At 63.5% G+C, this 19,466-nt stretch carries 19 protein-coding genes; 14 read left to right on the forward strand and 5 right to left on the reverse strand.

Annotated features, from left to right (window positions below):
* The first annotated feature begins 26 nt into the window (after positions 1 to 26).
* Both BMW88_RS05525 and BMW88_RS05530 read left to right on the forward strand, forming a co-directional pair.
* Positions 27 to 1,598 (forward strand): transcriptional regulator, encoded by a 1,572-nt coding sequence (locus BMW88_RS05525; RefSeq protein ID WP_089949522.1) that lies wholly within the window; start codon positions 27 to 29, stop codon positions 1,596 to 1,598.
* Entirely contained in the window at positions 1,595 to 1,945 is a 351-nt protein-coding gene (locus BMW88_RS05530) for a signal peptidase I (protein WP_425434613.1), read from the forward strand. The genes BMW88_RS05525 and BMW88_RS05530 overlap by 4 nt, the downstream gene beginning before the upstream one ends.
* Here the strand turns inward: BMW88_RS05530 and BMW88_RS05535 are convergent, their stop codons facing one another.
* Positions 1,946 to 3,505 carry a transcriptional regulator gene (locus BMW88_RS05535; RefSeq protein ID WP_143115974.1) on the reverse strand — a complete coding sequence of 520 codons (1,560 nt, stop codon included), beginning with the start codon at positions 3,503 to 3,505 and terminating at the stop codon, positions 1,946 to 1,948.
* Between the two features lie 163 nt (positions 3,506 to 3,668).
* On the opposite strand from BMW88_RS05535, the gene BMW88_RS05540 reads away from it, so the two are divergent.
* The 3 genes from BMW88_RS05540 (at position 3,669) to BMW88_RS05550 (ending at position 6,966) form a co-directional block, all read left to right on the forward strand.
* Entirely contained in the window at positions 3,669 to 4,553 is an 885-nt protein-coding gene (locus tag BMW88_RS05540) for a helix-turn-helix domain-containing protein (RefSeq protein WP_143115975.1), read from the forward strand.
* A gap of 80 nt (positions 4,554 to 4,633) precedes the next feature.
* The gene (locus BMW88_RS40825; RefSeq protein WP_177220961.1) at positions 4,634 to 5,485 is read left to right on the forward strand and encodes a helix-turn-helix domain-containing protein; all 852 of its coding nucleotides are present in this window, start codon (positions 4,634 to 4,636) and stop codon (positions 5,483 to 5,485) included.
* A gap of 269 nt (positions 5,486 to 5,754) precedes the next feature.
* Positions 5,755 to 6,966 carry a protein kinase family protein gene (locus tag BMW88_RS05550; protein ID WP_089949527.1) on the forward strand — a complete coding sequence of 404 codons (1,212 nt, stop codon included), beginning with the start codon at positions 5,755 to 5,757 and terminating at the stop codon, positions 6,964 to 6,966.
* 188 nt (positions 6,967 to 7,154) lie between these two features.
* On the opposite strand, the gene BMW88_RS05555 is transcribed toward BMW88_RS05550, so the two are convergent.
* From BMW88_RS05555 to BMW88_RS41660, 3 genes are all read right to left on the reverse strand, one after another.
* The gene (locus BMW88_RS05555; protein WP_089949528.1) at positions 7,155 to 8,519 is read right to left on the reverse strand and encodes a reverse transcriptase domain-containing protein; all 1,365 of its coding nucleotides are present in this window, start codon (positions 8,517 to 8,519) and stop codon (positions 7,155 to 7,157) included.
* Entirely contained in the window at positions 8,509 to 9,222 is a 714-nt protein-coding gene (locus BMW88_RS40830) for an SLATT domain-containing protein (RefSeq protein ID WP_143115977.1), read from the reverse strand. The genes BMW88_RS05555 and BMW88_RS40830 overlap by 11 nt, the downstream gene beginning before the upstream one ends.
* Before the next feature lie 1,060 nt (positions 9,223 to 10,282).
* The gene (locus BMW88_RS41660) at positions 10,283 to 10,453 is read right to left on the reverse strand and encodes a hypothetical protein (protein ID WP_177220963.1); all 171 of its coding nucleotides are present in this window, start codon (positions 10,451 to 10,453) and stop codon (positions 10,283 to 10,285) included.
* Positions 10,454 to 10,947: 494 nt separating this feature from the next.
* Here BMW88_RS41660 and BMW88_RS05560 point away from each other — a divergent pair, with 494 nt between their 5' ends.
* The 4 genes from BMW88_RS05560 to BMW88_RS05575 all read left to right on the forward strand — a co-directional run bounded on the left by BMW88_RS05560 (position 10,948) and on the right by BMW88_RS05575 (position 14,910).
* Entirely contained in the window at positions 10,948 to 11,931 is a 984-nt protein-coding gene (locus tag BMW88_RS05560; protein ID WP_177220964.1) for a BTAD domain-containing putative transcriptional regulator, read from the forward strand.
* A 53-nt stretch (positions 11,932 to 11,984) separates the two neighbouring features.
* Entirely contained in the window at positions 11,985 to 12,512 is a 528-nt protein-coding gene (locus BMW88_RS05565; protein WP_089949530.1) for a PadR family transcriptional regulator, read from the forward strand.
* On the forward strand, positions 12,509 to 13,186 hold the full coding sequence (locus BMW88_RS05570) for an ABC transporter ATP-binding protein (RefSeq protein ID WP_089949531.1): 678 nt from the start codon (positions 12,509 to 12,511) through the stop codon (positions 13,184 to 13,186). Before BMW88_RS05565 ends, BMW88_RS05570 begins: the two co-directional genes overlap by 4 nt.
* A gap of 77 nt (positions 13,187 to 13,263) precedes the next feature.
* Entirely contained in the window at positions 13,264 to 14,910 is a 1,647-nt protein-coding gene (locus BMW88_RS05575) for an ABC transporter permease (protein WP_177220965.1), read from the forward strand.
* A gap of 97 nt (positions 14,911 to 15,007) precedes the next feature.
* On the opposite strand, the gene BMW88_RS40835 is transcribed toward BMW88_RS05575, so the two are convergent.
* On the reverse strand, positions 15,008 to 15,349 hold the full coding sequence (locus BMW88_RS40835) for a hypothetical protein (protein ID WP_143115978.1): 342 nt from the start codon (positions 15,347 to 15,349) through the stop codon (positions 15,008 to 15,010).
* A gap of 80 nt (positions 15,350 to 15,429) precedes the next feature.
* Between BMW88_RS40835 and BMW88_RS05585 the strand changes: the two genes are divergently transcribed.
* Genes BMW88_RS05585 through BMW88_RS05605 form a run of 5 tightly spaced genes read left to right on the forward strand, consistent with a single transcriptional unit; the run spans position 15,430 to position 19,465 of the window.
* The gene (locus BMW88_RS05585) at positions 15,430 to 16,287 is read left to right on the forward strand and encodes an ABC transporter ATP-binding protein (protein ID WP_089949534.1); all 858 of its coding nucleotides are present in this window, start codon (positions 15,430 to 15,432) and stop codon (positions 16,285 to 16,287) included.
* On the forward strand, positions 16,284 to 17,747 hold the full coding sequence (locus BMW88_RS05590; RefSeq protein WP_089949535.1) for a hypothetical protein: 1,464 nt from the start codon (positions 16,284 to 16,286) through the stop codon (positions 17,745 to 17,747). Before BMW88_RS05585 ends, BMW88_RS05590 begins: the two co-directional genes overlap by 4 nt.
* Positions 17,738 to 18,379: a hypothetical protein gene (locus tag BMW88_RS05595; protein ID WP_089949536.1), complete on the forward strand. Its 642-nt coding sequence runs from the start codon at positions 17,738 to 17,740 to the stop codon at positions 18,377 to 18,379. The genes BMW88_RS05590 and BMW88_RS05595 overlap by 10 nt, the downstream gene beginning before the upstream one ends.
* 6 nt (positions 18,380 to 18,385) lie before the next feature.
* Complete coding sequence (locus tag BMW88_RS05600) at positions 18,386 to 18,904, forward strand: MauE/DoxX family redox-associated membrane protein (RefSeq protein ID WP_143115979.1); 519 nt, start codon at positions 18,386 to 18,388, stop codon at positions 18,902 to 18,904.
* Between the two features lie 12 nt (positions 18,905 to 18,916).
* Positions 18,917 to 19,465: a TlpA family protein disulfide reductase gene (locus BMW88_RS05605; protein ID WP_143115980.1), complete on the forward strand. Its 549-nt coding sequence runs from the start codon at positions 18,917 to 18,919 to the stop codon at positions 19,463 to 19,465.
* Position 19,466: the final 1 nt, after the last annotated feature.

Raw genomic sequence — 19,466 nt, forward strand, 5'->3', positions numbered from 1 at the left:
CATATCGCTTCGGGGGTAGCGACGACATGAGCTTGTCCAGCGGCTGGACCGGTGCCGACGCGTGCGCGTTGCAGGAAGCGCTACGGCTTAGCCAAGAGGCGTTCGCCGAACACCTCGGCATCCACTCAGGGACGGTCGGGTACTGGCACAAAAAGCCCAGCTCACGACCCAGGTCCGAGATTCAGCAGATCTTGGACGCCGCGCTTGACCAGGCTTCAGCCGAGGTTCAGACCCGTTTCGCCGAGCTGATCACCGGCAAGCCGACCGCACCTCAACCTGTCTCCGCCAACGCAGCGACCGACGCTGAGCAGCGACTCGCTGCTGATCCCAACATCGTCGCCGCGCTCGACTGGCTGGACGACCGCGCTGGGCGCGAACCCGGAACAGCCCGTCGTGCCGTCGCGTCACAGATTGATCAGGTCGACCTGAATTCGTTGCGGGACAGGGGAAGTCGTCGAGGACGCATCGATCAGCGAGACATCGCGCAGGCACTCGCGAACTACTACGGTCGCGGTTCCGACGGCTACGGCCGGTACGCCGCGCGGTTCGGTGAAGTCGACGCCAACACGAGCGTCTTCACGCGCTCCGAGTGGCTCGACCTCGACTGTCCGCTGGTCGCAAGTCACGACCGGCTCGCTCTCGTGCGCGCCGCTGGTGACGCGCCGGTCGCCCTCGACGAGGAGGCGTTCGACCTCGCTGTTCAGCGCCTCGCCGAGTCGCTCGCGCTCGGCGTCCGTTTCGCCAACATGCCTCTGTACCGCCTCCTTGGCGTTGACATCGGCAAGGAGGCGATCGGCGGTACGGTCGGGATCGCGTCGTTCGTCGAGTACATCGTGACGATGGATCTCCTTGAAGGTGAGCTGGTCGACGCGCTGGCCACCGGCACCCATACCAGCAGGCTCCCGCTTCGTGACCGTTATCTGCCGAACCTAGACAGCGTGCTGAACGTCGGCGACCGCCTCACCGCAGGCGGCACGCTTGCGTTGTGCGCGTTCGCACGACCAGCTGACCCGTTCCGAGGCCCGGCGGACTACGTTCTTCTGGTGCAGGAGCGCTCAGGTCACGTGATCAATGCCGCCCGTCGGCTTGCCGTGATCCCGAAGGGCTTTCACCAGCCGCTGGTGGACTTCCGAGCCGACACTCAGGTGGGCGCAACGATGCGCCGCGAGATGGAAGAGGAACTGTTCGGCCGCCACGACATCGACAACACAGTGGCCGACCAGCGCAGCGCTGATCCGATGCACCCAAGCCGTCTCTCAGAACCGATGCGCTGGCTCGCCAGCGAGCCGGGTCGTCTGCGGATGGAGTGCACCGGCTTCGGGCTGAACCTCGTCAGCGGGAACTTCGAGTTTCCACTTCTCATCGTCGTGGATGACGAGGAGTTCTGGCAGCGCTACGGCGGGCAGATCGAGGCCAACTGGGAGACGGCGAACCTTCGCCAGTACTCCAGTGCAGACGGCGAGCTCGTCGAGGAGCTCGTCGCCGACGTAGCGTGGAGCAACGAGGGCCTGTTCGCGCTCCTGCAAGGGCTTCGCCGACTCAAGGAGATCGGTGGTAGCCGCGTGAACGTGCCGACGATCGAATGGGAGATACGGTGACCGCCAACTGGCACCAGGGAAACGCTGCCGAGGACGGAAGCCCCACACGCGGCTGGCTAGTCGGGCACTTCATCGACCCGTCCGAGGGCGTCAGGTCCTCAAAGGACGTCGAAGTCAAGTGGTTCACCCACCCTGCCGGCGACAGGCGTGCGGAGTGGACATCAGATGACCAGCGCACGACCCTCGTTCTGTTGGTACATGGGAAATTCCGCATTGACCTCACCGAGAGCAGTGCGACCATGACTCAGCAGGGCGACTACGTGATGTGGGGTCCCGGCATCGACCACTCATGGGAAGCAATCGAGGAGTCGACCGTCATGACGGTCCGCTGGCCTTCCCAGACCTGATCATTTACTCAGCTTCCACTCGACCGACGGCAGACTGACCCGGTCACCACCGATCTCACGCAGCCGACGCAGGCCCTGGAGCAACGCGAACAGCCCCTCGTTGCTCCAGGTCTCCTGCGAGATCAGCTCGCTCACCAGGTCCCCGTCAAGGCTGGAGTACAGCCGCAGGCCAGTGGCTTCCCAGTTGGCCTCGATCTGCCCGCCGAACTTCCGCCAGAACTCCTCGTCCTCGATCACGACCAGGCTGGCAAACTCGTAGTTCCCGCTGACGAGGTTCAACCCGAAGCCGGTGCACTCCATCCGCAATCGGCCTGGTTCCCCGGCGAGCCACTTCATCGGCGCAGACCAGCGGCCCGGATGCATCGGCGCGGCCGACCGCACCTCTGCGGAGGTCCCATCGACGTCGAGCCGACCGAACAACTCCTCTTCCAGCTCCCGACGGATCGTCGCTCCCACCGCTGCCTCACCGCGAAAGTCGGTCAGCGGCTGGTGAAATCCCTTCGGAATCACCGCGAGCCGGCCAGCCGCGTTCAACACGCGACTCGACCGCTCCTGCACCAACAGCACGTAGTCAGCCTCGCTGCGGCCTTGATCTTGTGGCCGCGCAATCGCGCACAAAGCCAGCACCCCGCCAGCACAAACCCGCCCCCGCAAGTCGTGCACAGCCTCCAGGCTCGGCAAGTACTTGTCCCGCAACGGCATTCGCCGTGTGCTGTGTCCCAACGCGACAGCATCCGCCAACTCACGTTCGAGGAGATCCACGGTCAGCGCGTACTCGACGAACGGCACGACACTAACCCGCCCCTGGACCCGTCGGTGGCCCAGATCCACGTCGAGCAGTCGATAGAGCGGCAGGTTTGCGAAACGAACGGCGAGCATGACGGACTCAGCGAGCCGTAGTACCGCTGCCGAGGCTTCCGTCTCACTGAGCAGGCCGTGACGACCCATGTGCTCGGCGAACGTCAGTCGGTCGTGGACGCCGTCCAGTGGACATGCGAGATCGAGCCAGTCCTCGCGCGTCACGATGCTGGTGAGGACTTCCGCACACTCAACGTCTGCCGTGTAAACCCCGCTGTCGCCGTAGTAGCCGACAAGTGCGCGCGCGACGGCTGTTCGGCCAACCCTCGCGCGCCTCACGCCCGTGTCGACGAGACGCCCTAGATCAAGTTCCGTGAGCCGCCTGCGGACCTTCGATCGACTCGCGCCCGGCTGCCAACCAGCCCGATCGTCCAGCCAGTCGAACGCTGCGGCCAACTCCAGCGTGTCCCGCTCTGGACCTCGCCTTTCGTCCATCTCGGGCAGCTGCGGCGGAGACAACAGGACATCGATTCCAACGTCGAAGATCCGTTCCAGCAGCCGCGCCGTCGCTGGCTGAAGGGTCGGCCCGATGGGCTCTCCGGAGGACTTCTGACCAGCGACAAGCCGTTTCAGGTGCCGTAAGCCGATCGAGCCGGGTTCATCGTGCTCACGCGCGAACGCCTCGGCAAAGTCCACGAACTCCTGGAAGGTCTGGGGCCGCTCCCGGATCTTCTGTTCCAGGAGCGTCCTGTACGTCCGCACGCGCGCCACCTCCCATGTCACCCGCATGTCACCGCCAGGTCGTTCCAATGATTCAGCGCTGACAGAAACCTGATTTTAGTCACAACTGGGATCACTTCAGAGCGACCGGCAAGCGCCTAAACGCACGTCGGCCACTCGGAACTCCAGCGGAGAGCACCTGAACGTGCCTGCACCGGAGGGCCCCAGCCGTGGCGAGACATGGAGCCGACTCAACGAAAGCAACGCCATGGACTGGACGTCATCTACCCCATACAGCCGCGACCTCGGCGACGAGTTGCGGCACCTCCGCCAGTCCTGCACCGACCACACAGGTGCCGGACTGGCGGAGGTGCTTGGCTGGGACCCGAGCAAAATCTCGACCATCGAACAGGGCAAGGTGCGCGCAACCGAGAGCGACTTGGTTCAGTACCTCACGGCCTGCGGCCAAAACTTGGGCTTCATCTCCGAGTTCATCAGCCGGTACCGCCGCGCGTTCGACGTGTGCTTCGCACAGAGCGCGGATCAAACGCGGACGCTCCTGCTCGCCGAGCGCATGGCCAGCAGCATCACCGTCTACAGCCCAACGAACGTCCCCGACCTACTCCAGACCGCGAGCTACGCCGAACAGTCCTTGTTGTCGTCCGGGGCCTCGCCAGACGAGATTCAATCGACGGTCGACAGCATCCTGGAACGTCAGAAGACCCTCTACGCCCACAACGCACCGCTTCCGACCTTCTACCTGACCGAAAAGGCTCTCGATCCACGGACTCACGACCGCAACGTCTTGAGGGGCCAGGTAACCCACCTCCTCCGCATGGCGCGCGTTGTCCGCCTGATACCGACTGGCGGCAAGTTCCCTCTGGTTGATGACTGCACACTGATTGAGTACGGCAACATGCCCACTGTCGTGTTCACTGGTACCCACGTCGCGAAGATCTTCGTCCAGGAAAAGCCGGCAGTCGCTCGATGCAGGTCCTTGTTCCAGAAACTGGACAGAACGTCTGTGTCTCCAGAACAATCGATCGCCTTGCTGATCGACTTGCACGACACCCTTGGAAGCGGCCAATGACCGACCGACCAGAAAGGCGGCCACGGTCTTCCAAAAAGGGGCCGTACGACGGATTCAAGTCAAACCTCCAGCACCGTGCGGTGTCACGAGCCCTGGCCGCATGGCGGGAAGAAAGCGGCTTGAGCCTCAAGGAGGCCAGCGACGCGGCAAAATGGTCGTCCGCGAAGACATCGATGATGCAGAACGCGGCGGTCGTAATCTCCGAGTACGACGTCGCTACTCTGGCAATTATCTACGGCGTTGCAGACGAGCGGCGTGCTTCCGTGTTTCACGGGGCACAACGCGCGCGTAACCCGCAAGCGTTCGACCGACTCCCTGGCGCTCCGCCCTGCGTCGGATGGGATTACGGACAGCTTGCAGCCGAAGCCAGCACCCTTCGCATTGTTGCGATCGATGCGCTACCGCACGTCGTTCGCACACCCGATTACGCGAGCGCGCTACGCGGCTATCAAGCAGACACAGCAAGCATGCGGCTACACCACAATTACGGTGACGAAAGTCGCCGCCACATAGAACACAACTTGCACCAAGAAGCGTCACTTACTCTACATATCATTGCGAGTCACGCACTTCTAAGGCGCAAAGTTGGCAGCACGCCTGTTACGACTGACCAGTTGATGACAATCATTCAACTGACATCACTCCCGAATGTTCTGTTCCAGGTCGTCCCCGACTCCGCAGGCGAGCTAGCGACAGTGGCCAACTCGTTCAGCATCATGGGCTTCCGGGAGGACAGGTTTGATGACGTCGTATACGTCGAGAACCATCACGGTGCAACATGGCTCGAAGCCGAGGACACACGTGAGCCATATGTTCAAACGTTCACAAACCTGAGCAACGGCGCTCTTCCGGACACCGACTCCACTGAGTTAGCCGCAGAAGCTTTGCAGGCGTTGATATCGGATAGCACAGACATGCTTCACGAAGAGTGAAGATGGCATAGCGTTCCCCAAATCGATGCAACCCGATCATCACTCAGGGTCGTCCAACGGCCAAATTCGATGCGGTGTCCCGCGACGTAGCTCCACCATGACTCCTCGCCCGAAGCGCCACCAGCGTACCCGCGGGCCCATCACTGGTGCCCTCGAAGCTGACGACACCAGGCGACCTAACGAAGTGGGTTCACTCGTCGATAGAAGAAGGTAGGTAAGGTACAGCGCTGGGCGCCGAAGCGCCCAGCGACACAAGGAGGCCGACAGGCGTGGCTGATCCCGTCGAGCTGATGCTCGGTGATCTCACGGACAAGTACGCGCAGGAACCTGTGTCAGACGCCTTCATTCGATTGTATACGGACGACCAGCGCTTCGGACGCACGTTTGCGAGCTTGCACGAGCGACTGAACGACCATTTTGCCGCTATCAACGATCGGGCCAGATCGACTCGTCATTACTGGGCTGATAGCAGCCGGGAATTCATATCATTGATCGACGAGCTCGCCGAAACCGTCGGAACGCTACGCCGAGCTGGCTTTGAAGTTGCATTCCGCGAGGAATACAACGCAGCCGTAAAGCAGTGCAAGCCATGGCTCTCAACGAGCGGTGGGAGCACAGTACCCGAGAACTTTGAACCCATCGAGGTTGTCAGGTATGAACCGGTCTTCACTCGGCCCGAGACGGCAGTGAAACTCAAGAAGCAGATCACTTCAGTGCAGCTTCAGATGGTAGGCCAAGGCTCGTACGCGAACGTATACTCTTTTGTCGACCCCGACTACGGCATTAAAGTTGCGGTCAAGCGCGCAAAGAAGGACCTCAACGAACGCGACTTGTACCGATTCAAACAAGAGTTCGACATCATGAAAAGACTTAGCTTTCCCTATGTTGTCGAGGTCTACCGCTACGACGATGAACGCAACGAGTACAAAATGGAGTTCTGCGACGAGACACTTCGAAACTATATTCGAAAGCGCAACAGCTCGCTAGGATTTGCGACTCGCAAGCGAGTTGCTCTCCAGTTTCTCTACGGAATCGGCTATATTCACACTCAAGACTTGTTGCATCGCGATATCAGCCTTCAGAACGTCCTGCTGAAGGTTTATGAAAGCAAGGCGGTCCTAGTCAAACTCTCCGACTTCGGCCTAGCAAAGGACCGCGCCTCGGAATTCACTCACACAAAGACTGAGATGCGAGGCACAATACGCGACCCCACGCTGTCCAGCTTCAAAGACTACGATATTCCCAACGAGATATACTCGGTCGGTTGGGTTTTGTCCTACATCTTCACAGGCAAAGAGTCGCTTCCGCGGCCCAACAGCGACGCCGTTACCAAAATTGTTCGAAAGTGCACCGACAGCGACATCGAGCAAAGATATTCAAGCATTCGAGAGATCATCGCTGACATCGATCGGCTTGAATCCTTCCCAGGTGAATATCGAGCCGAGCCAGAGAACGCACCTTCCCCACAAAGGCAACGATAGAGGCAGAGAGCAAATCGAGCGAGCGGTCTTCATAATAGGTAAGAAATACCACGATTCTCAGTCAGGATGTATTTTTGGCGCTGGCGAAGCCACACCGGCATTGATAGCCTGCTCGCCACATGACTGCTCTAAGACGACGTACCGTCATGTCTGCTCGTCAGCCAAGTATCGCTCGCGTGCTCCTGGTACTAATACAGCGATCCAACATCCTTCTCAAGCTCTGAAACCGCCTCCCCTACCAAATCCTCAAATTTCGCGATCACGCCTTCATCGGTCATACTGCCGATCACCGAGAAGCCGAAAAGATCGATCAAGATTGTTCGCTTCACCTCAATATTCATTGTGTCGAAATTCGGAATGTATTTAGACGGCATCGGCCCAGGCTTGTTGATAGCCCAGTAGGCCCGCATGAAGCTTTTAAGTTCTATCCTTGCAGGCACATTGAACCGCCTGACAAAGCTTGCCACAGTGCTATCGAGCTTCTTCAGCAGAGTGTAATCGTTCATCTGCCGGAAATAGTGCAGCCAGCCGCGGGCCATGCCCTTATAGATGCAGCCGGTGATTGTGAGGTTGACGTACCACTCACACCTTGCCGGCACCGTCCCCTCGGGGTCATCCGTATTGCGATCTTTCTTATATCGAGTGAACTTGCGCACCAATGAAGCCTCGACATTATGGATACTACTTGGGCGAACTGAAACTAGTCGGCCATCAAAGATGTAGCCAAGATAGTCGAACCCCTTAGATATGCGTCCGAAAGACGATTTTCCGCCCACGACATGCGGATCGTGCACCTCTAGTCCGTGGGTCGCAAAAAGCGAGATTGCCGCTTCGCAAATTTCGTCAACTTCAGCTCGATTACACAGAATCAGCACATCGTCAACGAACCTGAAGTACGCGCAGTCGACACGCTGAACCATCGCAGCGTCTATAGGCGCCGTAATAAGTTCCGCGAGCGCATTCGAAATGGCAAGTCCTTGCGGCACACCTGAGCGGCTTAGAGGGCGCTTCTTAACACCATCCGGAACCGTAGGAGTGCTGACAGCTCCGAGAATTAGGTCTATAACATCCTTTTTCTTTATTCGAGCGCTCAGCGCCTGGCGAATCCTCGGATGGCTAATAGATGGATAGAAATCCTGCACATCTAGGCGCACGTAGGAGTCAAAACGCGCTAAGGAAACCTCTCTGCAAACCTCCGATACGCGCTTCTGCGGGATCACGCCGCGAGCAGCAGGGAACACCTGGCCAATAAACTCCGCCAGCACGCGGAGGACTATGCGATCCCTGGCCGTTGGAACAGATATAACTCGCGGATACTTGTTTTGCCCGCGCAGCACCAACTTCTCACGATACTGCGTAAATACATAACTCCCGGACCGCAGCTTTCTTGCGGCGACCCTACAAATCTTCCTGATATCAGCTTGGATCATGCGGGGACTAATTCCGTCTCGCCCACGCGCGTTCCCTGTTGAGACGTGGCGTTCGAAAGCATCCATCAAAGAACGGACTGTAATTGCACTTCGAAATAGCTTTGCCGGAGGCTTAGATTCCATTGATAAACCACCTAGCGAATGGAATCAGTAACCCGACGGGAACGATAAGCGTGACATACGGACTCAAGCTGATCAGCGTGTCGCGGATGAGCGACTTCCGACGTCGCGAGTCCTCATCATCTTTTTTGGCATCACGCTCTTTGTCAACAGCACGATCTTTGCCAACAGCACGATAGTAGTCAGCATCCGTGTGGTTTTCAGACGATTCGACCGCGATATCGTATTCCTTTTGAATCTTCAGGTAACGCTGGTACGCATCCTCCGAATCAAAGTTCAGGAAATTCTCCGCAGCAAGCGAAATTTGCTGTATCCTTTTGTAGCTGCCCTCCATTGCCTTCGCTCTCGGGCCATAGTTCGCCCCAGATACGACAAGAGATGCAACCAGAGAAAGAATCGCAAGAACAACCATAAGAGCATCGCCGCCACTGCCATACATGTCCTTCTTAACAAGAAGACCGACCGAGGCAATCGTCGTGGAAGTGGCTAGCGCGATGAGTGACGCGTTCCATGAGTTGTTACGACGACTAAGTCGTTCGTGAGCTTTAACCCGAGATCTGAAGGTCTTGTACGCCCGACCCTCAAGGCGTCCTACCATCTGCTTAACTTGCTCTCTTACAGACGGTTCGGCCACCGGTCCATTACGACCTTCCTGCAAATCAGTCACCACCCGTAATAACGAGCCTCGCCCGAAGGCGAACGACATACGTCGCTACTTATCAGTGTTGCCCAAGGCATGTGCTTGAGCGAGGGTGGCCGAACCGCCCCGAGAGGCTACCACGACGAACACCCTCTCACAGGAACTTCGAGCCCTTTAGCGACATGCAGGCCCTTCTTCACGACCAACATCGCGATCACCATGCCCAGCCAGCTGTATCTCCCAACTTCCCTGTTGGCGTTGCGGTGGTGACCCTTCATCGCACTTTATTGATGCTGTGTTACTCCCTGGCGGTGTTCTAGTCACACGAAGCCCGTAGCTCGCAGGACATCAGGAGGCCTGAGTGCGCGTCGGCCACCTCGACGGAACGAGGACACCCGTGCACGTGAGTCGAACGAGCTAGACGACCAGCGCGCCGCGTCACACGTGAACTCGGTCTTCGCGTTGGACTGGTATTGGACTGCCACGGCAGACACACGCGGAGATGGCCCGCATGGTGCACACCAGTCGGCCGGCTAACTCAACTGTTGCCAACGCAGCAACAGAGCAGACACGATGCGACAGGCGAGCCGGTCGCGCCGCGTCCCGGTCCTTCGAATTCGCCCTAACAGGGCAGTACAGGACGTGAGATCTGCGTGTGCGGGACGGCTTCCGCACCTCCGTCCCACCTAGGTAGATCTCACGTCCTGTGCAGGTCAGACCCTGTTCATCGCCTGTCCTGCTACCCCGTCCCGGCTACCCTCGGTTGCGGGAAGACTGGGACAGGCCGACCAGCATGTTAGATCCCAGCTCAAGTCGTAGGGATAGAGAGCAAGTCGCTCCTCGGACACGAGCACTATTCACCCCCACGGGGTTGATGGAGACATCAGCTTCGTGGGGGTTTTTGCGCTTGTACGTGACTTGCAGGTCTATCGCCTCGTACAACTGCTCCAGCCTCGTCGGAAAATGACCTCCAATGCCGATCTTGAGCCGATCCCCGCGCGGATCCTGGCGGACACCCACCTCGACCGGCGCCAAGACGTTCTCCACGACTTGCTCGTAACGCAATCGTCTCCACCTGCGCCTCCCTGATCGCTTCGACCAAGGACAGCCCGTGGGAACGTCACGATCAAAGCGCAGAACCATGTGGATCGACCTTGTGGTGGTCGGAATGGTTGGTATCGGGATCGCCGCGCTTTTCTGGTGACAGGACAAGAAGAAGGTGTTCGCAGCGAAGTTCGGCACCTGGCTGGTCGTGAAGCCCGTAGAGCGTCGTGCGGACGGCACGGGTGGCGGACACGGTCCACCTGCCCTCATACGTCGTCAGGGTGAACTTCGGTCGCCGCCGGACCGGCGAGTTGGCCCGGATGGCGTATTGGAGATCACGAAGAGGTCCAGCAAGCTGAACTTGACGTGGTGGGGGCCATGTCGGGGATGGTGCGGCTGAGCCGCACTGGATCGGGGTGCAAGCCACATTGCGGTTCGCCAGATCTTCGGGATACAGCATCAGCCTGCATCTGTTCGCCGTGGTCACCAATACCGGTGGATTTTCCTTTTTCGCCGGCGGAGATCCGCGTGAGCGAACCCGAGGGTGGCGACCGGATAACCGGGTCGCCTGGGCGTTTGGCAAGCCTGGCGGAAGTCTGTCGGACCCCCGGAGGTCCAGTCGGTTGGACAGTGCGCTGTGACGATGGTGTCCACGCTGGAGATTCGACGGAACTTCCTGGTGCCGCCGGCTTGGCGGCTTCACCGCGATGACCCGAAGGTGGTGTGCTGACTATTGGGGGAGCCATCTTGGAGAGCAGAAGTGCAGATTTAGGTCAGGCGCTGCGCGGTTCCAGGCTCAGAATCGGGCTGACGCAGCGCAAGCTGGCGGAGCAGGCAGGGGTCAGCCTGCGCACCGTCCGACACATCGAACAGGGACATGTCGTGCGGCCCAGGCGGAATTCCATCCGCAGGCTGGCCGACGTGCTGGAACGGCACGGCGAATCGGCCTTGACCGCTCCCGACAGCGGCATCCGGATCGGGGTGCTGGGGCCGCTCGAGGTCCATCGGGGCAACAGGGTGCTCCCACTGGGATCGTTGAAACAGCGCAGTCTCTTCGCGCTGCTGGCATTGCAGCCGAACGAGGTGATCTCCCGCGAGGAGATCGTCGACGTGTTGTGGGCGGATCGTCCTCCGAACAGCTGCCTGAGCATGGTGTACTCGTTCGCTTCCGCATTGCGCAAAATCATCGAGCCCAACTGCGCGGGGGGATCCGCACCGGTGATCTCCAGGGTCGGTGGCGGTTACCAGCTCCAGGTGGAGCCCGCCCTGGTCGACTGCTCGCGTTTCGACGAACAGGTCGCGCTGGCGCAGGGAGCGTCCCGGGCTGACGCGGGAAGAGAGTTGTTCGAGCAGGCGCTCGACCTGTGGCGCGGTGAAGTTCTCGCCGACCTGCCGTTGACCGTGCAGCAGCACCCCGTTGCGGTGGCGTTGGCCGGACGCCGGGTCGCCGCCGCGCTGGCGTACGCGGATGCCGTGCCGACCGTCGATGGCGCGGAAAACGCGATCGACCGCCTACGGCTGGTCGCGCATCACGACCCGTTGCACGAAGGGTTGCACGCACGGTTGATGGTCACGCTTGCCGCGGCGGGGCAGCGGGCGGCCGCTCTTCGCGTGTTCACCGACATCTGGCGGCGCCTCGGTGAGGAGCTGGGGATCCAGCCGGGTGAAGAACTCCTGTCCGCGTACCGCACGGTGACGGGAGGCAAGCCGGCGGCACCGGCGCGTCCCTGACGACCACTCCCGACTATATGCTCGGTATAGACACCGAGTGTATAGTCGGGGTCATGTCGGTCAAGCACGCGCTACTCGGCTTGCTGGAGAGCCAGTCGCGGCACGGGTATGAGCTGAAGCACTCCTACGACGAGTACTTCACCCAGGACAAGCCGCTGAACTACGGCCAGGTGTACTCGACGCTCGCGAGGCTGTTGCGCGGCGGCCTGGTCGAGGAGAGCGGGGTCGAGGCGGGTGCCGGTCCCGACCGCAAGCGATACGCGATCACCGAGGCCGGCGTGACCGATCTGGCCAACTGGCTCACCAAACCGGAGGAGCCCGCGGTCTACCTTCAGAACACGATGTACGTCAAAGTCGTGCTCGCGTTGCTCTCCGGGCGCGAGGCCACCGCCGTCCTGGACGCTCAGCGCACCACGCACCTCCGTGCGATGCGCGAGCTGACCCAGCGCAAGAACGAGGGCGACCTCACCGATGCGCTGATCTGCGATCACGCGTTGTTCCACCTGGACGCGGACCTGCGCTGGCTCGAGCTCACCGCCTCTCGGCTCGACGAACTGGCCGAACGGGTGCGGGCGTCGTGACCGGGGCGCTGCTCGCCGCCGTCGAGTTGCACAAGTCCTTCGGCTCGACCAGGGCGCTGGCCGGTGTGTCCTTCTCGATCGCCGCCGGTGAGGTCGTGGCGGTCATGGGGCCGTCGGGCTCGGGGAAGTCGACGTTGCTGCACTGCCTCTCCGGCATCCTGGCACCTGATGAAGGCACCGTCACCTACGACGGGCACGAGCTCGGCCGGTTGCCGGACGCACAGCGCAGTCTGTTGCGGCGTACCGACTTCGGCTTCGTCTTCCAGTTCGGGCAGTTGGTGCCGGAGCTCACCTGCCTGGAGAACGTGGCGCTGCCACTGCGGCTCGCCGGTGCGAAACGCAAGATCGCCGAACTGGCCGCTGTCGAATGGCTGGAACGCCTGGGTGTCGCCGACACCGCGCGCAAACGGCCGCCGGACACCTCCGGTGGGCAGTCCCAGCGGGTGGCCGTCGCTCGCGCGTTGGTGACCGGCCCCAAGGTGCTGTTCGCCGATGAACCCACCGGCGCACTCGATTCGCTCTCCGGTGAACGCGTGCTGAAGGCCATGACCGATGTCGCCAGGGCCTCCGGCACGGCGATCGTGCTGGTGACCCACGAGTCGAGAGTGGCCGCTTACGCCGACCGCGAGGTCGTTGTCCGGGACGGCCGGATCCGCGTGTCGGAGTGGCAGTGATGAACGCGGACATGGCGATCGGAATTCGCCTCGCGGTCGGACGCGGCATGGGCTCCCGTCTGGCCGTGGTCCGGTTCGTGCTCGTGGTGCTCGACATAGGGCTGTGCGTGGCCGTTCTGCTGTTCGCCGCCGCGGCGATCGACACCATCGGCAGTTCGTCGGACCGGGAGGCCGCACGTGCGCCGGTGCTCGACAAACGGGCCGGTGTCACACCTTTGTCCCTTGTGAACATTTCCAGCGCATACCGGGGATCGTCCATCTCGGGACGTCAGGTCCGGGGTGGGCCGCTCTCACCCGTCCCCCCTGGTGTTCCGGCGATCCCGGGACCGGGTGAGGTGTTCGTGTCGCCCGAGCTGGCCAGGCTGCTCGACAGCGATCCGGCACTGCGGGCCCGCTTCGGGGGCACCCGCGCCGGCCTGATCGAGCCGTCGGGGCTGGTCGACGCCGGCGAACTGTACTTCTACGAAGGCGTTGACCGGCTTCCGGATGACCGGGACATCACCACGGCCTACGCCTTCGGGGATGAACGTCGCGGCGGCACGACTCCCGCCGAGATGATCTTGGTGAGCGGCGTCGCGGTCGTGCTGCTGGCGCCGCTGCTCGTGTTCATCGCCTGCGTGGGCCGGCTGGGCGGGGTGGAACGAGATCAGCGGCTGGCCACGCTTCGACTGCTCGGCGCCACCGCACCCCAGGTGCGGCGGATCGCCGCGGCCGAGTCGCTCGCAGGCGCGGTGGCCGGACTGGCGGTCGGAGTGGCGATGTTCTTCGCCGTACACCGGCGCGTCGACGGCCTGCAGGTTGGGAACTTCCGGTTCTCCGCAGCCGATTTCGTACCGCCTTGGTGGCGATTCGCGCTGGTGCTGCTCATCGTGCTCGTACTCGTCGTGGGTGCGGTTCTGCTCGGTATGCGGAGCACGGTTGTCGAACCGTTGAGCGTCACTCGCGACAGTGGGGCGCCGATGCGCCGTCTGAGGTGGCGGCTGCTGCCGGCTGCGTCCGGCGTGGCGTTCCTGTTGCCGATCGCGCTGGACCTCGTGCACGAGAACAAAGACGTGACCATGCTGGTTTCGTGCGCCATCGCCTCCGCGCTGGTCGCCATCCCGGTCCTGTTGCCGTGGCTGGTCGAACGTGCTGTTGCCCCGCTGACGGGCGGACTGCCGTCGTGGCAGCTCGCGGTTCGCCGGCTCCAGGTCGACAGCGGTACCCCCAGCCGCGTGGTCGGCGGGATCGCGGTGGTGCTGGCAGCGGCGGTCGGCGGGCAGACGATCATCACGTCGGTTGCCGGCTTGCACGCGGGGACACCTGACCTGTCGGAACTCCAGGCGCATCGGTTGTCCGGGTACACCGATGGCCTCTACCTCTTGTCGGCGTTCACGCTTCTGGCGGCGGGCGCGAGCCTGCTGGTGCTCGTCGTCCAGCAGCTCGGCGAGCGCAGGCGGGCGGTGGCGGCGCTCTCGGCGATCGGGGTCCCGTGGCAGGTGATCGGGCGCTCCCTGTTGTGGCAGAACCTGATTCCGATCGGTTTCGGTGTTCTGGTCGCGAACCTCGCGGGCGCGGGACTGGCCGTGGCGACACTGCACGTGCTCGGCGCACCTGCGGTGTTCGACTGGCGGTTCGCCGGCGCGGTCAGCATCGGCGCCGTGCTCACCGTCTGCTTCGCGACGGTCCTGGGCATCCCCGTCCTGCGCGCCAGTGCGCGCCTCGACGCGTTGCGCAGCGAATGAGCAGCGCGCGGGCACCTCCGGAAGTTGCCCCCGGAAGTTGCCCCTGCGGCCTCCCGGCCGAGGTGCACGCCGCTGAAAGCGGTGCCGTATTCCCTGGTCAGGCCGCCGACCGGAAGCCGTGTTCGCCGCAGTGGGTGAATGCAAGAAAAAACAGACCGGTGATCGATAGTTTCCTCTCGTTGGATCGCAACGAAACATCGAGAGGAGTGAAGATGTTCAGTGTGTTGACTGCCGTGAGCGACAAGATGCTTTCGGCGATCGTGCCCGAGATCGAGGTGGCCGCGTCGTCGAGCGCCTGTGTCGAAATCGCCACGTGGTGCGACGGTGACTGCCCGTTCTGGTGGTGGCGCAGGGCGCACCAGTACTGGTGCGAGCCCGGTGTTATCCACACCGAATTCGAGTGCTGCGGCTGCGGCTGCTGATCTCGTCGGTTGAGCACGCTGGGTGTCGTGCCCTACGCAGCAGGGCACGACACCCAGCCGCTCAATTCTAGACGACTACTACACCCGAGGTGAAGACATGACGATGGCCGTCGACGTGCGGGCGCTGAGCAAGCGCTACGGGCAGAAACGTGTGATGGACGGCTTGGACCTCGAGGTGAGACCAGGTGTCACGGGGCTGCTGGGTCCCAACGGCGCCGGAAAGACGACCTTGCTCCGCTGCTTGGCCACGGTGCTCGCGCCCGATTCCGGGGAAATGCGGATCATCGGGCTGAACCCGGCTGACGGCGCCCAGCGCACCGAATTGCGCCGGCAGATCGGATATCTGCCCCAGGACCCGGGTCTGTACGCGCATTTCACGTCCGCGCAGATGCTGGACTACATCGCCATCCTGAAGGAGATGACCAATCGGCGGCAGCGGGCCGAGGAGGTCCGGCGCGTGCTCACCGAGGTGGATCTGACCGCGCAGTCGAACGTGAAAATCCGGAAGCTCTCCGGCGGTATGCGCCAGCGCCTCGGGATTGCCGCCGCCCTCGTCGGCGATCCCGGTTTCATCATTCTCGACGAACCGACGGTGGGACTCGACCCCGAGCAGCGAATGCGTTTCCGGACCCTGCTCTCCCGGCTCGGGGAAACCAAGATCGTTCTGCTGTCGACGCACCAGACCGAGGACGTCGCGGCGTTGTGCGAGCGCGTGATCGTGTACCGCGCCGGACAGGTCATCTTCGACGGCGATCCGACCGGCCTCGCCTGGCAGGCGGGCGGCAAGGTCTGGTCGACGGCCGAGCGGCCGGTGGGCGACGAGGTGTACTGGCGGACGACCGAGGGCCGCTACCGCGTAGTCGGCGCCCGGCCTCACGACGGTGAAGCGGTGGAGCCGACGGTCGAGGACGGCTACCTGCGGCTGCTCGCCGAAGCCGAGGAGGAGGTCGCATGAACCGGCCCTTCGGCGCGCTGGTGCTCTTCGAGACGCGTCTTCAGCTGCGCAATCCCATCGTGTTGTTCCTGGCGGTCGTGACGCTGGGAGCCCGTACCTTCACCAGCTGGCAGCAGATGCCGAACTGGTCGGTGGACACGGTCGACACCGCCACCGCCGTGTTGATCCTGGGCGCCGGCGCGATGCTGGCCTCGAACCTGGCAACGCTGCGCGACAGCCGCGGCGGCCTCGCCGAGCTGCTCGCGCCGCTGCCGGTCAGGCCCAGGACACGGACGCTGGCCGTGCTCGTCGCCGCCGTTTCGGTGGCGGTGTTGCTGTCGGCCCTGATCATGGCGCTGCACTTCGCCACGCTGCTGGTCGGCAGTGTGCCGGTCGGGCGCTTCGACATCACGGAGCTCGTCACCGGTGTGGTGATGGTCGGTCTGATGGCAGCGACCGGCGTGGCGCTCGCCAGGTGGGTGCCCGGGCTGATCGCGGCGCCGATCACCGTGCTGGTGCTGGTGTGGGCGATGTTCCAGTTCCCCGGTGTGTGGCTGCTGCCGGTGGTGCCGGACCTCAAGATCGCCATCGACGCGGCCAGGCCCCCGCTCTGGCACCTGCTCTACGCGGTCGGCCTGCTCGTCAGCGTCTTCGCCGTGGCGATGCTGCGGCACGGGGTGAGAGCGTGGCCGGGGACGCTGCTCGTCGCCGGTCTCGTCGCCGTGGTCTTCGGCGGGGTGCTGACGACGACCTCTCCGGAGGCCTCGTCACCGTCTGCGAACGCGAGCCGCGGCCGCTCGGACCGGCTGGTGACGGCGGGAGCCGACCACTGCGAAACGCTCAACGGTGTCCGGTACTGCTCGTTCCCGTCGTTCGCCGCGTGGATCCCGTTGTGGCAGCAGGCCGTCGACCCGGTGGTGGCAGCGGCGCCACCGGCCGCGCGGACGGAGCTTCCCTCGATCGTGCAGCGGACGAGAACCGGGAAGTTCGATCTCCAGGCACAGCGAACCGTGATCATGCCGGACACGTCGTGGGGCCGAAACGGTGGCGAAACCGCGTCCAGGAGGTCGCTCGCCGCGCAGATGGCGGGCGCGCTGACCGGGTTCCCGCCGATCACCGTCCGCGAGACGATCGACGGCTGCGACGCGCGGAACCAGTCCAGGACCGTCATCGCACTCTGGCTGACCGGCCAGGTCGAGACAGCCGTCGAACCGGAACGGACGCACAGCCAGGTCCGGCGGCCGGACGGCGGCGAGGGCACTCGGACGAGGGCCACGTCCGATCTGGGGTCGGTCGACTACGGCGACGCCGAACTGGCGTTGGCGGCGAAGCTGCTGGCATCGCCGGACGCGCAGAAGCGGATCTGGGAGCACTGGGACGTGCTCGTCGACCCGGCCACGACGATCGAGCAGGCACTACCGCTGCTCGGCCTGACCGGCGACGTGCCGGTCGAGCAGCCGGGGGGCACGCCATGTCGCTGACCACCAACTCGCGGGTGGCCATCAGCCTGGTCCGCCCAGTGAGCCGGGCGATCGACTGGATCCCGTTCGCGGCGGTGCTGGTGGCCACCGCGGGCCTCGCGGTGGCCACCGGCGACCAGGTTCGGCCGTACAACCTGGCCGCCACCGTCCGGCTGTCCGCGCTGCTGCTCGGCGCCACGGCCGGGTTCGCGCTGGTCGACGCCGCCTCGGACGCGACGGCCGCGACTCCGGTGCCGCGCTGGCTGCGGCAGTGGACGAGGACCGTGCTGGCCTTCGCGGCCGCGATGGCCGCGTGGGGTGTGGTGTTCGCCGTGCTCGCCTCCCGGTCCATGGCCGGCACGGAGCTCGGTTTCGGCGGTTATCTGCTGGAAGCCGCGGTCTGCGTGAGCGCCGGGCTGGCGTGCACCGCCGTGGTCGTGCGGCACCGCGGCGCCGATCGTTCCGCTGCCGTCTCCGGCGCCGCGGTGCTGCTCGCGGTCGCGGCGAGCACGCTCTTCTACCCCGGCAGGGTCTGGCCGCTGCCGGTGGAGCCGGACTGGGCGCCCGTGCACGACGGGTGGCTGCTGTTCGCTCCGATCCCGTTGGCAGTACTGGCTTTCGCGAACCGGGAAAGACACCGACAGAGGAGGTGAGTGCTCATGAGCTACGTGCTCGTCGCCTGCAGGCTGTGCCTGGGCCTGGTGTTCCTGGTCTCCGCCGTCAGCAAGGTGCGGGGGCGGAAGAACTTCGCCGAGTTCGTCCGCGCGACCGGCGAGCTGGCTCCGCCGTTGCCTGCGAAGCCGGCGGCGACCGCGGTGGTGGCCGCCGAGGTCGCCGTGGTGGCGCTGCTGTGCACCCCCTGGGCCGCAACGGGTTTCCTGGTTGGGGCAGGTCTGCTGACCGCGTTCACGGTCGCGGTGGTGACCGCGATCGTGCGCGGCAGGCAGGTGCGGTGCCAGTGCTTCGGCAACTCGTCGGCGCCGGTCAGCTGGTTCCAGGTGGCCAGGAACGCGCTGCTGCTCTCCGTGGCCGCGGCCGGTCTGCTCGCGGGGACGGTCGCGCTCGACGTGCCGCTGGAGATCGGCGGAGTCCTGGTCGCGCTGGCGGCCGGCGCCGTGACGAGCGCGGTCGCCCTGTTGACCGACGAAATCGCCGTCCTGTTCGGACCCGCCCACTAAGAAGGAGTATCGATGTCATTCATGATCGCATTCACCGCACTCGTCGGTGTGCTGGGTGTCCTGAACCTCTTCCTGACCACCGGCGTGATCAGGCGGCTGCGCGAGCGGAGTGCGCCGCCGCAGTCCTTACGACCGGAACCGCCCAAGGTGATGATTCCCAACGGCACCGAGGTCGGGTCGTTCACGGCGTCGACCGTGGACGAAGAGCAGGTCAGCCCCGCCATCTTCGCGGACGGCGTCACGCTGGTCGGCGTCTTCGCCCAAGGCTGTGAGAGCTGCGACGAGCGCCTGCCGGACTTCCTGAGCACCGCGACGACCTTCCCCGGCGGCCGAGAGCGGGTCTTCGCACTGCTCATCGGTGCCGGCGAGGACGTCGTCGAGAAGCGCGCCGCGCTGTCGCGGGTCGGCAGGGTCGTCCTCGAGGAGAAGCCTGGCGGCCCGGTCGCCAAGGCGTTCGGGGTCAAGGGATACCCGGCCTTCGCGATGGTCGACTCCCTCGGCCGGGTCAGGAGCTCCGGCGTGCACGTCGAGCACGCCACGTCGGTCACCGTCGGGGCCTGAC

It is taken from the genome of Lentzea xinjiangensis, assembly GCF_900110955.1.
In the GTDB taxonomy this organism is placed as follows: domain Bacteria; phylum Actinomycetota; class Actinomycetes; order Mycobacteriales; family Pseudonocardiaceae; genus Lentzea; species Lentzea xinjiangensis.